The organism is Flavobacterium cucumis (assembly GCF_900148835.1).
GTDB classification, from domain to species: Bacteria; Bacteroidota; Bacteroidia; order Flavobacteriales; family Flavobacteriaceae; genus Flavobacterium; species Flavobacterium cucumis.
This window is the reverse complement of the sequence record NZ_FRYK01000001.1, coordinates 34,786-47,840: the sequence shown is the minus strand read 5'-3', so window position 1 is coordinate 47,840 and position 13,055 is coordinate 34,786. Positions and strand designations below refer to the sequence as shown.

Below are 13,055 nucleotides of genomic sequence, written 5' to 3'. Positions count from 1 at the left end.
CGATATTTGCATCAAAATAATTCGTTAATGAAAGAATTTGACTTAAAGAAACGAACAAAATCATTTACAATCTCAATTTTGAATTTGGTAGATAATTTACCAATGAAAAGTTCTACAAGAATTATTGCAAATCAATTGGGGAAATCTGGGAGTTCTGTTGGGGCAAATTACAGAGCTTCTTTACGAGCAAGAAGTGATAATGAATATTTATCAAAGATGAATATTGTTTTAGAAGAAACAGATGAATCTCATTTTTGGTTAGAAGTTCTTCAAGAATTAAATGTTGTTGATCAAAAAGTGTTGAACGAACTTCTAAATGAAGCAAATGAATTAACTGCAATTTTTGTAACAACTTTAAAAAACACAAAAAGCAGAATTAATAATAAATAAATTATTTTTTAGATTTCTCATTTTCAGAATTCTAAATTCTAAATTCTAAATTTAAAATGGCACAAAAACCAAGCATACCAAAAGGAACCCGAGATTTTTCACCAGCAGAAGTGGCGAAACGCAATTATATTTTCAGTACGATTAAAACCAATTTTGAGAAATTTGGCTTTCAACCTATTGAAACGCCTTCGTTTGAAAATTCGGAAACCTTAATGGGAAAATATGGCGAAGAAGGTGATCGCTTGATTTTTAAGATTTTGAATTCGGGAGATTATTTGGATAAAGTTCCAATGGAAGAACTTCAAACCATAAATTATAAACAACTAACAGGTAAAATCTCTGAAAAAGCACTTCGCTACGACTTAACCGTTCCTTTTGCGCGTTATGTGGTGCAACACCAAAACGAAATTGAGTTTCCGTTCAAGCGTTACCAAATTCAACCGGTTTGGCGTGCGGATCGACCTCAAAAAGGACGTTTTAGAGAGTTTTATCAATGTGATGCGGATGTGGTAGGTTCGAATTCGCTTTGGCAAGAAGTGGAGTTGGTGCAATTGTATGACTCGGTTTTTAGTCAGTTAGGTTTAGGAGGCGTTACGATTAAAATTAACAATCGTAAAATATTATCTGGAATTGCTGAGGTTATTGGCGCTTCGGATAAATTGATTGATTTTACGGTAGCATTAGATAAATTAGACAAAATAGGAGAAGACGGCGTGAAAAAAGAAATGTTGGAAAAAGGCATTTCGGAAACAGCGATTGAAAAAGTACAACCGTTGTTCAATTTCACAGGAACCATCAACGAAAAAATAGAAAAATTAGCGAAATTATTAGCTAATTCAGAAGAAGGAATGAAAGGTGTTAACGAGTTGCAATTCATTTGTGATAACGTTACAACTTTAGGTTTACAAACTGCTTTCTTGGATTTAGATGTTACGTTAGCGCGTGGTTTAAATTATTACACAGGTGCCATTTTTGAAGTCGCTGCACCAAAAGGTGTGGCAATGGGGTCGATTGGTGGCGGTGGACGTTATGATGACTTGACTGGTATTTTTGGATTGAAAAACATGTCAGGTGTTGGAATTTCATTTGGTTTAGATCGCATTGCTTTGGTAATGGAAGAACTAGGTTTGTTTCCGGAAACTGTAACTGCAACTTCAAAAGCCTTGTTTTTAAACTTTGGTGATAAAGAAGCCTTATATGCTATGAAAGCCATTGGTAAATTACGTCAAAAAGGAATCAAAGTAGAATTATATCCAGATAAATCAAAAATCGATAAGCAATTCAAACATGCCGATAGAAGAGGAATTCCATTTGCCGTAATTGTAGGAGAATCTGAACTAGAGCATGAAGAGTTTGGCTTGAAAAATTTAGCTACTGGTGAGCAACAAAAAGTAAATTTTGAAACGTTACTCACGATGCTAAAATAGAGAAATAAAAAAATAGGCTATCTTAAAAAGGTAGCCTATTTTTTTATGTTTGGGTATAAATTAAATACTTGCAAATAATTTATCCATTTTCTCTTTTTCTTCGTCAGCTAAAAGACCATCTACTAAGATTCTTCCACTGTGTTCATCAGTGATGATTTTTTTACGAGAAGCAATTTCCATTTGTGTTTGAGGTGGAATGGTAAAGAAGGATCCTGCAGACGCACCACGTTCAATAGAAACAACGGCAAGACCATTTCTTACACTATTTCTAATTCTGTCATATGCAGCAATTAAACGCTCTTCTATTTGACCTCTAAATTCTTCAGATTTCGCTGTTAGGAAGTTTTCTTCTTTTTCAGTTTCAGCCATAATATCACTTAACTCTGCTTTTTTATGCTTTAAGTGGGTTTGCTTACCGTCTAGTTTTTCTTTTGTTTGAGCAACTACTTCTTTTTTGTGTTCAATAGAAGCTTTCATTTCTTTGATATGTTTTTCAGCCAATTGAATTTCCAATTCCTGAAATTCCACTTCTTTTGTTAAAGAATTGAATTCTCTATTGTTACGTACATTTTTTTGTTGCTCTAAATATTTTTTAATCGCAGCTTTGTGCTCGTCAATAGCATTTTTCTTTACCTTGATTTGCTCGTCAATAGTTTCTAAATCACTTTTTAGTTTTTCTAAACGAGTAGAAAGTCCTGCAACTTCGTCTTCTAAATCTTCTACTTCAAGAGGCAATTCTCCTCTTACATTTCTTATTTCGTCAATTTTAGAATCAACTAGTTGTAAAGCATAAAGGGCTCTTAACTTATCTTCTACACTTAGCTCTTTGATTGTTGCCATATTTAAAAGTACTTAACGGGATTTGTATTTTCTTCTGATAAAATAATTCCGCTTTGCAGCGAATTGGGTGCAAAATTAGTGATTTTTTCTTTAAGAAAATCAACAATGTAGTTTTTTGTAAATCTTTCGCTTTCAAAATGTCCAATGTCGGCTAAAAGCAATTGATTTTCAGCCTCATAGAATTGATGATATTTTAAGTCGGCCGTAAGGTAAGCGTCTGCACCTGAGGAAATTGCATTCTTTATTGCAAAACTACCGCTACCTCCTAAAACAGCAACTTTTTTTATTGATTTTCCAGTAAAACCTGAATGGCGAATACCCCCACATTGCAATTTCTCTTTTACCAATTGTAAAAATTCGGTTTCAGAAAGGGAATTATCGAACATACCTATGCGGCCAAGACCAATATTTTGATGTTTGTTTTCCAATTGATAAATCTCGTAAGCCACTTCTTCGTATGCATGATTTTTAAACAAAGCTTTTAAGATCTTACCTTGTAAATGCTTTTCAAATGTCAACTCGATTTTAATTTCTTCGTTTTCTACAAATTCAAAGCGTTCTCCAATTTCTGGCTTCGAATTTTCATTTCCCATATACGTTCCAATTCCTTTAGAAATAAAACTACAATCTTCATAATTTCCAATCGTTCCAGCACCAGCATCAAACAAAGCATTTCTTAATTTTTCAGCGTTTTCAGGAATCGTATAGGTAACCAATTTTTGAATGTAATTTTCTTTCGGAATTAAAACTTTTGAATCTTTTAAACCTAGTGCATCACAGAAAATTTTATTCACGCCTTTTTGATGATTGTCCAAAGCAGTATGAACGGCATAAATGGCAATATCATTTTTAATCGCTTTCAAAATCGCGCGTTCCACATAATTTTTCCCCGTGATTTTCTTAATTCCCGAAAACAAAATAGGGTGGAAGCATACTACTAAATTACATTTTTTTGAAATCGCTTCATCAATCACCGATTCTAACGCATCATGACAAACTAAAACGCCTGAAATCTCCTGATTTGGATTCCCAACTAAAAGTCCAACATTATCAAAATCTTCGGCATAACCTAGTGGTGCCATTTCTTCAAGAACAGAAAGTATATTGGAAAGTTTCATTTGTTTAAATTTATATATCAAAGATAAAAAAGCAATTCGTTTATATTATGATTTTTGACAGAAAATATATTAGCACGGTTTTTGTATATTTGTAAAACAAATTAATCTGTCATGACAACAATAACCATAAAAATAAACGAGCGTTCAAAAAAAGGTAAGGCTTTCCTAGAATTTGCTAAGACTTTTTTTGCCGAAGGTAAAGACGTTGAGATTGTTAAGTCCGATGATAAAAAACCTAAAAAAGAAAAGAGTATTTACAGCGATGCTTTTATTGCAAAAATGAAAAAAGCTGAGGAAAATATTAAAAATGGTGATTGTGTAACTATTGATCCTAACGATGTATGGGGAAGTTTAGGCTTAAAGTAACTAAAATTGCTCAAAAAGATATTGATAATCATATAAAGTCAGGTAATAAAAATTCAATTAAAGCCATAGAGAAAATTATGGTAGAATTAACTGATAATCCTTTTGAAGGTTATGGAAATCCCGAAGCTTTAAAATATGAATTTTCAGGGTATTGGTCGCGTAAAATAAATCAAAAAGACAGAATGATTTATAAAGTCGAAGAAAATATCGTTACAGTAACAATAGTTTCTGCAATGGGGCATTATTCTGATAAATAACCTATGAATTTCCTTCGAAAAATACTTTTCCCTTTAGCCTTTTTCTACTGGCTCATTACTTATATTCGAAATTGGCTATATGATAAAAATATTTTTAAAGCTAATGAATTTGAAATTCCAATTATTGCTGTTGGAAATTTAAGCGTTGGCGGCACCGGAAAAACCCCTCAAATCGAATATTTAATCCGATTACTTTCTGGAAAGTATAAAGTGGCAGTTTTGAGTCGCGGTTATAAACGTACCACCGAAGGTTTTATCTTGGCTGATGAAAATGCAACTGCAGTTTCCATTGGTGACGAACCTTTTCAGTTTTATTCAAAATTCCCAAATATTCAAGTAGCTGTTGATGCCAATCGTAAAAACGGAATTGAAAAATTACTACAACTTCCAAATAAACCAGACGTCATTTTATTAGACGATGCTTTTCAGCACAGAAAAGTAAAAGCTGGTTTATATATTTTATTAACTGCTTACGACGATTTATTTTGCGACGATTACATTTTGCCTTTCGGAAATTTACGGGAACCCTCTTCTGGAAAAAAACGCGCAGATATGATAATTGTCACAAAATGTCCAAAGGATTTGTCCGAACTTGCGCAGCAGAAAATCAGAGAAAAGTTAAAGGTAAAACAGCAAGTTTTCTTCACCACGATTCAATACGACGATTTTGTTTTTGGTAATGATGAGCAATTGTTAGTTTCCGAAATTCAAACCGAAAGTAAAGTATTGGTGGCAGGAATTGCAAAACCAAAATTATTCTTCGATTTTCTAAAAAATGAAAAGAATGAAATTTTGGTTTTCCCGGATCATCATCATTTTTCACAGCAAGATTGTGAACAAATTTTAGCTAAAGCCAACGGAAGAAAAATAATTACGACAGAAAAAGATTTTGTTCGTTTAAATGGATTATTGCCTACGAAGCAATTGTTCTATTTACCAATAAAATCAGTTTTCTTAAAAACAAACATTGATAAAACGATACAAGATTATGTGGGACAAAGTTCAGGAAACAGTTAATTACATTAAGAATAAAACTAATTTTACACCACAATACGGTGTGATTCTAGGTTCGGGATTAGGTGGATTTACAGAAGATATTAGCATTGCATTTGTTTTGCCTTATACTGAAATTCCAAATTTTCCTGTTTCAACAGTTCAAGGTCACAAAGGCGCTTTAGTTTTTGGAACAATCCAAGGAAAAAAAGTAGTGGCAATGCAGGGTCGTTTCCATTTTTACGAAGGCTACGACATGAAGCAAGTAACATTTCCTGTTCGTGTAATGAAATTTTTGGGCGTTGAAAAATTAATTGTATCGAATGCTTCGGGCGGCGTAAATCCTGCGTATAAGGTAGGGGATGTTGCGGTGATTACAGATCACATCAACATGATGCCCGAACATCCATTACGCGGTCATAACGATGAGCGTTTTGGGCCAAGATTCGTAAATATGAGCGAACCGTATTCTAAAGCGATGAATGCTAAAGCATTTGAATTAGCCAAAGAACTTAACATCGATTTGAAAAAAGGAATTTATTTGGGATTGCAAGGACCAACATTTGAAACGCTTGCGGAGTATAAAATGGTAAAAGCGTTGGGCGCTGATTGTGTTGGTATGTCAACCGTACCCGAGGTTATTGTTGCGCGTCACATGAATATGGAATGCTTTGGTGTTTCTGTTATTACCGATATGGGGGATGAAGACAATATCGAGGAAGTGAATCATGATGAGGTCTTAGAAGCGGCTAAAAAAGCGGAACCTCACGTAAGAAATTTAATTAAGAATCTGATAGCAAGGGATTAGTTAGGTATTGGGCTATAATTTTATAGAAATGTTTAGGTTCAAAAGGTTTTGTAATTACTTCATTCATGCCAAAAGACAACAGCATTTCTCTGTTTTCGTTAAGAGAGATTGCTGTTAATGCAATAATTGGAATGGTAGAATTAAATTTTCTAATTTCAGTTGTAGCTTCAGTTCCATTGATGCCAGGAAGGTGTACATCCATTAAAATTAAATCGTAATTGTTAACCTTTATGTCTTCAATTGCATCCTCACCATTATCAATAATTTTACAATCAATAGCCACTTTCTCCAACATTTTTTGTGTTATCATTTGGTTTATTTTATTGTCTTCAACCAAAAGAATCTTTTTTGAGGTGAATATATTGAGGTAGTTTTCGGCATCCTCTTTTATGATTTTATTGGCTCCCTTCTCAAAAATTAATTCGAACGAGAAGGTACTTCCCTCACCAAATTCACTAGTTAAATGAATTTCACTGTTGACTAATTCCAAAATCTTCTTAACAATAGAGAGTCCTAAACCAGTTCCGCCATAGGTTCGATTGATTTCAACGGAACCCTGACTAAAACTATCAAAAATAGCTTTTTGCTTTTCTTTTGGAATACCTATACCATTGTCTTTCACTTCAAAATATAGGGTAACAATACCATTATGGGTTTCATTTTTTTGTTTGATTGTAAGCCAAACATCCCCATTTACACTGAACTTAATGGCATTATTGAGCAGGTTAATTAAAATTTGAGATAATTTGGTAGGATCTCCTTTTAGATTATAATTAATCGATTTATCGATATCTAAATGACAATTGATATTGTTTTCATGAATAAACTCTTGAAATGAGTTAACAATGTTCTCGGTAAGTTCGATTAAGTTAAAATCAATCTTTTCAATTACCACTTTGTCCGATTCTAACCGATTGATTTCTAAGATATCATTTATGAAATTCAGCAAGTAGTTTCCAGAGAATTCGAGTGATTTCAGGTAGTTCAATTGACTTGCTTTTGGCTTTTCTTGTAGTAATAGATAAGTAATCCCATTAATAGCATTTAATGGTGTTCTTAGTTCGTGACTTACAGTTGAGAGAAAATCGGCGCGCGCTTTTGACGCAAGTTCGGTTCGCTCTTTTTCAGCTAATAATTCTTTATTTTTCTCTTTTAATAATTTATTAGTGCTAATTCTTATCTTGTTATTTCGATATAGCGATAAACTTAAGAGTGATAAAATAGAAATTAATGCGATACTTAGGATACTGATTAGTTTAGAAAAACGTAAGGTTTTTTGTTGGCTCTTTTTTTCCTTGTCGAGCTGTTCAATGGTTTTTAATTGTTCGTCAAACTGACTTTTATCAATCATGTTTTCAGAATCATAATTAATAAAGGTTTTTTCAATAGAATCGTTTAAACGGGTAAACTTTTTTAAATAGGTAAAAGCTTCAAAATTATTTTTGTTTTTTTCATGTGCCTCGCTTAATTGTTTAAATAACTTTTTCTTTGATTCTACATCAACATTATTCTTTTCATTGATTTCGAGAGCTTTTTTGTAAAAAAGAATTGCTTTTGCATATTCATTTTGTTTCATTTCAATTTCGCCAAGTTGAAAAAAGGCTTCTGTTTTGGTGCTTGAAAAAGCATCGTCTTCTAATTTATTGACTACAGATTGAATGATTTTTTTTGATTCTGAATAATTTTTCTTTTCTTTTTGAATAATTCCTTTCTGCAAATTAATAAGCTCTATTGCTTCAGTGAAGTTTAGTTTTTTATATAAAAGAGCTGCCTTCTCAAAATAAATTTCGGCTACCCGTATATTGTCTTTTCTAAGATAACATTTACCCAAACCATAATAAGAAAGCGCTAAGTTAGTCAGAGGGAAATTTTTATTATATCCATTTATAGCTCTGATATAATAATCTATAGCTAAATCATTTTTTTCAATATCATAATAAATAGTAGCTAATTGCAAATAACACTCGGTGAGTTTTGAGTTGTTTTTTTTTTCTCGTGCTAGTTCAATTGCTTTTTCAGTATAATCGATTGCTTTGTTGTAAAATTTTTTCTCATCTTTATTAAACAATCCAATTTCTAAATAATAATCGATACTATCATTCATAGTGGCGTTTTCTCTAAATACAGTTTGCGTAAAAGAGAGTTGGATGAATAGAAAAAAAACTGTAATAGTGTGTTTTATCAATTTTAAAAACGAATTTGATACTGCAATTTAACTTTTTTAAAAAGAATAAAAAAACTTTATTTTTTAGAAACGAATGTAATTAAGTCAATCAATCGGGAAGAGTACCCCACTTCGTTGTCGTACCAGCCTACAATTTTAACCATTCTATCAATGACGGATGTTAATTGTGCATCAAATAAACACGAGTTTTGATTTCCTATGATATCAATAGAAACAATTGGGTCTTCGGTATAGTCTAAAATTCCTTTAAAATTCGTTTCAGCCGCTTTTTTAAAAGCATCATTAATTTCTTTGATTGAGACCTTACGCTTTACGTTAAACGTAATATCCGTTAACGAACCATCTGGAACAGGAACTCGGATTCCACAACCCCCTATTTTTCCTTCCAATTCTGGAAATATTTTGGTTAACGCTTTTGCAGCTCCGGTTGTAGTGGGAACTATAGATTGTGCTGCCCCACGAGCTCTACGTAAATCTTTATGGGGTTGGTCGTGTAAACTTTGATCAGTGGTGTAGGAGTGAACAGTTGTAATATAGGCTTGTTCTATATCACATAACTCCTGAATGATTTTAATCATTGGAGCGGCATTGTTAGTCGTGCAACTTGCATTAGATATAATGGCTTCACTTCCATCTAAAATGTGCTCGTTTACGCCTAAAACAACCGTTTTTATTTCATCTACTTCTGATGGTGCTGAAAGAATTACTTTTTTTGCTCCAGCTAAAATATGTTGGTTAATGTCTTCAAACGTTTTGAATTTCCCCGTCGATTCAATAACAATATCAACATTTACCGATTTCCAATCTAAATTTTTGATATCTCTTTCGTGAAAAAATAAAAATGATTGGTCAGCAATTATAATCGAATCTTCAGAAAACGAAACGTTCTGATTCAAAACACCATGAATGCTATCATATTTTACTAAATGCGCCATGGTTTTATTATCAGCAATGTCGTTGATGGCAACCACTTCAATAGTAGGATGATTTAAAAGTAATCGGAATAAATTACGTCCAATTCTTCCAAAACCATTAATTGCAATTTTTATTTTTGTTTCAGGTTTCAAGTTTTGTTTGTTTCAGGTTTCAAGTTGAAAAGTTTGTGCTGCAAGCTAAATTAGTACAATTCAGAATTTAAAAACTTCTAGCATTCATCATCTAGCTTCTCGCTTAATGAATATGTTTCTCCGCATGGTAAGAAGAACGCACTAAAGCACCACTCTCTACATGTCGGAATCCTAAATCTTTTCCAATTTGTTCGTATTTTGCGAATTGTTCTGGTGTGATGTATTCTTTAACCGGCAAATGTTTTTTACTAGGTTGCAAGTATTGGCCTATCGTAACAATATCAACTTTTGCATCGGCCAAATCATGTAAAACTTGAATTACTTCTTCTTCTGTTTCACCTAAGCCTAACATGATACCTGATTTGGTTCTTTTGATACCTTGCTCTTTTAAGTAACGCAGCACTTCTAAGCTTTTTTCATATTTAGCTTGAATACGAACCTCACGCGTCAAACGTTTTACGGTTTCCATATTGTGGGAAACAACTTCAGGAGCAACTTCAATAATTCGGTCTAAGTTTCTAGTATTTCCTTGAAAATCTGGGATTAAGGTTTCTAGGGTCGTATTTGGATTCATTCGGCGAATGGCCTTTACGGTTTCTGCCCAAATAATTGACCCCATATCTTTTAAATCATCACGATCCACGCTCGTAATGACTGCATGCTTGATGTTCATAATTTTGATGGAACGCGCTACTTTTTCCGGTTCGTCCCAATCTACGTCCTCAGGACGCCCCGTTTTTACACCACAAAAGCCGCACGAACGCGTACATATGTTTCCTAAAATCATGAAAGTTGCTGTTCCTTCTCCCCAACATTCGCCCATATTAGGACAACTCCCAGAAGTACAAATCGTATTCAGTTTGTATTTGTCTACTAAGCCTCTAAGTTCGGTGTAGTTTTTACCCGTTGGTAATTTTACGCGCAACCATTTTGGTTTGGGTTCTCTTGGTGGTAAAACAGTGTCAATAGCTGTGTCCATAATCAAAATTTTGATAGGCAAAGATACGATATGAAATCGCTAAAAACAAACTCGTTTGCTTGCAAACACCGATAAAAAGAAAGCGATTCTATATGACCTTAAAAAAAACAATAAAAGAGCCATATAAAATTTAGAATTTAGAAATATGAATTTAGAAAATTAGAAAACTTTAGTAAAGTTTTAGGAAATGCAAACATTAATTACTTCCCCGAAATAATCTCAGCCAATAATTTCTTAGCTCGAAGCAGTTTGATTTTGATGTTATTTAGCGGTTCATCAATTTGTTCTGCCATTTCTTGGTAGGTCATTTCTTGAAAATAACGCATTTGAATGACTTCCTGATAGGCGGGCTTCAATTGTTTGATGTATTGTAGTAATTGCGCCAAATTTTGCTCGATAATCAATTCGTCTTCAGCAGAATTGGAATCATCGGCCACACTGTAAGCTTGGTGGTCTTCTTCGTCATTCATTTCAATAAATAAAGACGATTTCTTTTTGCGAAGCATGTCGATGTGTACGTTTTTTGCAATCGCAATCAACCAAGTATTAAAACCATATTCTGGATTGTACGTAGCAATTTTATCAAAGGCTTTCGCAAAAGTTTCTATGACAATATCTTCGGTATCGGTTTCGTTTTCGGTGCGTTTAAGCATGAATCCGTATACTTCATTCCAGAAAAAATCCAATAAAAATGTGAAAGCAACTTGGTCTCCCTTTTTTGCTTTTTCAATGTTTTCTTGAATGATTACTGAATTTACTTCCAATGTACAGGTTTTGAGAAAAGGTTTTTAAAAAATACGCTTAATTGGGTAAATATAAGCACAATTTCAATAATTGGATACCAATACATGACATCTTTCTCTTTTAATTTTCCAGCGGCATAACCTAAAGAAAGCCAAGTAAAAAAATATCTAAAGACAATAATCGCAGTCACAAGCATCCATTGGAATTGAAATGCTAACAAAACAATCGCCAAAACTAAAAACCAAAACTGACTAACGAAAAATAATGCCAACTGAAATTTATCAAATCCTTTGTAGTATTTTGCAGTCGTTGCATGTCTTCTTTTTTGATACATCCAGGATGAAAAGGTCGTTTTGGGTTCCGAAAATGTAAAGCTTTCGGGTGAAAATAAAATTGCGGTATTCTTTTTGGTAGCCGCTTGATTGATAAACAAATCATCATCACCTGAACGTACTTTCATATGGTCCATAAAACCGCGAACGTTGAAAAATTCTTCTTTTTTATAGGCTAAATTGCGCCCAACACCCATATAAGGTTTGCCGATTTTTGCCCAAGAAAAATATTGCGTAGCCGTTAACATTGTTTCAAAACGAATGATTTTATTAAGGAATGATTTTTTTACTTTTTCATAAGCACCATAACCTAAAACAATCGTTTTTTCTCTAGTGAATTGACTCGAAATTTGCAATAACCAGTCATTTGTGGCTGGGTAACAATCCGCATCGGTAAATACTAAATACTCGTTTTTTGCGGCTTTGATTCCTAAAGTTAACGCGAATTTTTTATTACCCCAAAAAGCTTCATTGTTTTGAACTTTTACCAATTTTACATTCGAATATTGTTTTTCATACGCTTCGAAAAGTTCTGCGGTCTCATCACTTGAAGCATCGTCAATTAAAACAATTTCATAATCTGGATAATTTTGTGTTAGTAACGTTTGAAAATACTTTTTGATATTTTCAGCTTCGTTTTTAGCGCAAATGATTACAGATATTGGAATATTTTTAGGCTTTTCATTTGATCCCTTAGCAAATGAAAATTTTCCAAAAATAAAGATATAGTAAAGGAATTGTATAAATACAACAACCGCAAATGCGATCAAGAGTATTGTTAATAGCATAAGTTACGACAATTAAGAATGCGAAGGTTCACTGCAATCTTTCATTTGTTCGGGAGTTTTACCACAGAAACTGCAGTTTTCGCCATCTTTGTTTAAAAACGGACTCTGACTAGCACAAGTTCCTGCAAATTTTCCGTCTTTTTTTGCCCAAATTTTGATAGCAATTCCTGCAAAAGCTATTCCTAAAAGTCCAATGGTTACTAATATAAGTTTCATTTTATTCCTGTTTTAAAATGCAAATTTACAAAACATATTTTACTTATTTTAAAGTTTTGAAGTCAAGTTATCATCGTTTGTGATTTTTTCTTCTGTAACAATAATGTATCATTTTTTTGATGGATATACGCACTTTTTTTCTTACTTTTCCTTTTTTAAATTTTTATTTATGGAAATAGATGAAGAAGCTAAAAAAGTAATTTGGTCGCTTCAAGAAAATAAACGGAATGAAGAACAACGCAATGTATTTAAACCAACGGGAAGGAAGCCAATAAGCAAAAATTTACTTTACTTGGTTGCCGTGTTAGTAGCCACTTTTTTGATCAGTTTTGCTTTATCGCTATTTTCGAAATCAACTGTCTTTTTTTGTTTTTTTATAGAAGATTTCTGTTTTACTTCTACAGAAAATGTTGCATTGTATGTTTTGTATATCTTTATGAATCTTTGGATTTTAATTATAGGAATTGCAATTGCTTATTGGATAGGAAAAAAGTTGGGAAATAAATTCAAAGTTTAGCAATTACGTTTCGGTTCATAGTTAAAAT

General features: G+C 32.9%; 15 protein-coding genes. 7 read left to right on the top strand and 8 right to left on the bottom strand.

Features of this window, described 5'->3' with window-relative positions:
• Positions 1 to 27 precede the first annotated feature (27 nt).
• Positions 28 to 390, top strand: a complete 363-nt coding sequence (locus BUE95_RS00205; RefSeq protein ID WP_073580316.1) for a four helix bundle protein — start codon at positions 28 to 30, stop codon at positions 388 to 390.
• A gap of 56 nt (positions 391 to 446) precedes the next feature.
• Entirely contained in the window at positions 447 to 1,817 is a 1,371-nt protein-coding gene (gene hisS / locus BUE95_RS00200; RefSeq protein ID WP_073580314.1) for a histidine--tRNA ligase, read from the top strand.
• 60 nt (positions 1,818 to 1,877) lie between these two features.
• Here hisS and BUE95_RS00195 read toward each other — a convergent pair whose 3' ends face one another.
• Together BUE95_RS00195 and BUE95_RS00190 are read right to left on the bottom strand one after the other, a co-directional pair.
• Positions 1,878 to 2,657, bottom strand: coding sequence for a zinc ribbon domain-containing protein (locus tag BUE95_RS00195; protein ID WP_073580312.1), 780 nt, complete (start codon positions 2,655 to 2,657; stop codon positions 1,878 to 1,880).
• Positions 2,658 to 2,659: 2 nt separating this feature from the next.
• On the bottom strand, positions 2,660 to 3,775 hold the full coding sequence (locus BUE95_RS00190; protein ID WP_073580310.1) for a Nif3-like dinuclear metal center hexameric protein: 1,116 nt from the start codon (positions 3,773 to 3,775) through the stop codon (positions 2,660 to 2,662).
• 111 nt (positions 3,776 to 3,886) lie between these two features.
• Between BUE95_RS00190 and BUE95_RS00185 the strand changes: the two genes are divergently transcribed.
• The 4 genes from BUE95_RS00185 to BUE95_RS00170 are packed head-to-tail and all read left to right on the top strand — an operon-like array spanning position 3,887 to position 6,199.
• Positions 3,887 to 4,141, top strand: a complete 255-nt coding sequence (locus BUE95_RS00185; RefSeq protein WP_073580308.1) for a DUF2683 family protein — start codon at positions 3,887 to 3,889, stop codon at positions 4,139 to 4,141.
• Entirely contained in the window at positions 4,117 to 4,398 is a 282-nt protein-coding gene (locus BUE95_RS00180) for a Txe/YoeB family addiction module toxin (RefSeq protein ID WP_073580306.1), read from the top strand. The genes BUE95_RS00185 and BUE95_RS00180 overlap by 25 nt, the downstream gene beginning before the upstream one ends.
• Positions 4,399 to 4,401: 3 nt before the next feature.
• Positions 4,402 to 5,415 carry a tetraacyldisaccharide 4'-kinase gene (gene lpxK, locus BUE95_RS00175; protein WP_073580304.1) on the top strand — a complete coding sequence of 338 codons (1,014 nt, stop codon included), beginning with the start codon at positions 4,402 to 4,404 and terminating at the stop codon, positions 5,413 to 5,415.
• Positions 5,387 to 6,199, top strand: a complete 813-nt coding sequence (locus BUE95_RS00170; protein WP_073580302.1) for a purine-nucleoside phosphorylase — start codon at positions 5,387 to 5,389, stop codon at positions 6,197 to 6,199. The genes lpxK and BUE95_RS00170 overlap by 29 nt, the downstream gene beginning before the upstream one ends.
• On the opposite strand, the gene BUE95_RS00165 is transcribed toward BUE95_RS00170, so the two are convergent.
• The 6 genes from BUE95_RS00165 to BUE95_RS00140 all read right to left on the bottom strand — a co-directional run bounded on the left by BUE95_RS00165 (position 6,174) and on the right by BUE95_RS00140 (position 12,510).
• Entirely contained in the window at positions 6,174 to 8,303 is a 2,130-nt protein-coding gene (locus BUE95_RS00165; RefSeq protein ID WP_084530203.1) for a tetratricopeptide repeat-containing hybrid sensor histidine kinase/response regulator, read from the bottom strand. The genes BUE95_RS00170 and BUE95_RS00165 overlap by 26 nt on opposite strands.
• Positions 8,304 to 8,440: 137 nt before the next feature.
• Positions 8,441 to 9,451 carry a type I glyceraldehyde-3-phosphate dehydrogenase gene (gap, locus tag BUE95_RS00160; protein ID WP_073580300.1) on the bottom strand — a complete coding sequence of 337 codons (1,011 nt, stop codon included), beginning with the start codon at positions 9,449 to 9,451 and terminating at the stop codon, positions 8,441 to 8,443.
• Between the two features lie 103 nt (positions 9,452 to 9,554).
• Positions 9,555 to 10,430, bottom strand: coding sequence for a lipoyl synthase (gene lipA, locus BUE95_RS00155; RefSeq protein ID WP_073580298.1), 876 nt, complete (start codon positions 10,428 to 10,430; stop codon positions 9,555 to 9,557).
• Between the two features lie 200 nt (positions 10,431 to 10,630).
• A complete protein-coding gene (locus BUE95_RS00150) occupies positions 10,631 to 11,194 on the bottom strand; it encodes an RNA polymerase sigma factor (protein WP_073580296.1) in 564 nt (187 codons plus the stop codon).
• Positions 11,185 to 12,294: a glycosyltransferase gene (locus tag BUE95_RS00145; RefSeq protein ID WP_073580294.1), complete on the bottom strand. Its 1,110-nt coding sequence runs from the start codon at positions 12,292 to 12,294 to the stop codon at positions 11,185 to 11,187. Before BUE95_RS00145 ends, BUE95_RS00150 begins: the two co-directional genes overlap by 10 nt.
• 12 nt (positions 12,295 to 12,306) lie before the next feature.
• On the bottom strand, positions 12,307 to 12,510 hold the full coding sequence (locus BUE95_RS00140) for a membrane or secreted protein (RefSeq protein WP_073580292.1): 204 nt from the start codon (positions 12,508 to 12,510) through the stop codon (positions 12,307 to 12,309).
• Positions 12,511 to 12,679: 169 nt separating this feature from the next.
• On the opposite strand from BUE95_RS00140, the gene BUE95_RS00135 reads away from it, so the two are divergent.
• The gene (locus BUE95_RS00135; protein WP_143165202.1) at positions 12,680 to 13,027 is read left to right on the top strand and encodes a hypothetical protein; all 348 of its coding nucleotides are present in this window, start codon (positions 12,680 to 12,682) and stop codon (positions 13,025 to 13,027) included.
• Positions 13,028 to 13,055 lie beyond the last annotated feature (28 nt).

What these genes read in the sequence shown, in the direction of transcription:
- BUE95_RS00180 (WP_073580306.1), top strand. Translation starts at nt 4,117, where the DNA reads ATGGGGAAGTTTAGGCTTAAAGTAACTAAAATTGCTCAAAAAGATATT.
- BUE95_RS00195 (WP_073580312.1), bottom strand. Translation starts at nt 2,657, where the DNA reads ATGGCAACAATCAAAGAGCTAAGTGTAGAAGATAAGTTAAGAGCCCTT.
- BUE95_RS00135 (WP_143165202.1), top strand. Translation starts at nt 12,680, where the DNA reads ATGGAAATAGATGAAGAAGCTAAAAAAGTAATTTGGTCGCTTCAAGAA.
- lipA (WP_073580298.1), bottom strand. Translation starts at nt 10,430, where the DNA reads ATGGACACAGCTATTGACACTGTTTTACCACCAAGAGAACCCAAACCA.
- BUE95_RS00165 (WP_084530203.1), bottom strand. Translation starts at nt 8,303, where the DNA reads ATGAATGATAGTATCGATTATTATTTAGAAATTGGATTGTTTAATAAA.
- BUE95_RS00205 (WP_073580316.1), top strand. Translation starts at nt 28, where the DNA reads ATGAAAGAATTTGACTTAAAGAAACGAACAAAATCATTTACAATCTCA.
- hisS (WP_073580314.1), top strand. Translation starts at nt 447, where the DNA reads ATGGCACAAAAACCAAGCATACCAAAAGGAACCCGAGATTTTTCACCA.
- lpxK (WP_073580304.1), top strand. Translation starts at nt 4,402, where the DNA reads ATGAATTTCCTTCGAAAAATACTTTTCCCTTTAGCCTTTTTCTACTGG.
- BUE95_RS00140 (WP_073580292.1), bottom strand. Translation starts at nt 12,510, where the DNA reads ATGAAACTTATATTAGTAACCATTGGACTTTTAGGAATAGCTTTTGCA.
- BUE95_RS00190 (WP_073580310.1), bottom strand. Translation starts at nt 3,775, where the DNA reads ATGAAACTTTCCAATATACTTTCTGTTCTTGAAGAAATGGCACCACTA.
- BUE95_RS00185 (WP_073580308.1), top strand. Translation starts at nt 3,887, where the DNA reads ATGACAACAATAACCATAAAAATAAACGAGCGTTCAAAAAAAGGTAAG.
- BUE95_RS00170 (WP_073580302.1), top strand. Translation starts at nt 5,387, where the DNA reads ATGTGGGACAAAGTTCAGGAAACAGTTAATTACATTAAGAATAAAACT.
- BUE95_RS00145 (WP_073580294.1), bottom strand. Translation starts at nt 12,294, where the DNA reads ATGCTATTAACAATACTCTTGATCGCATTTGCGGTTGTTGTATTTATA.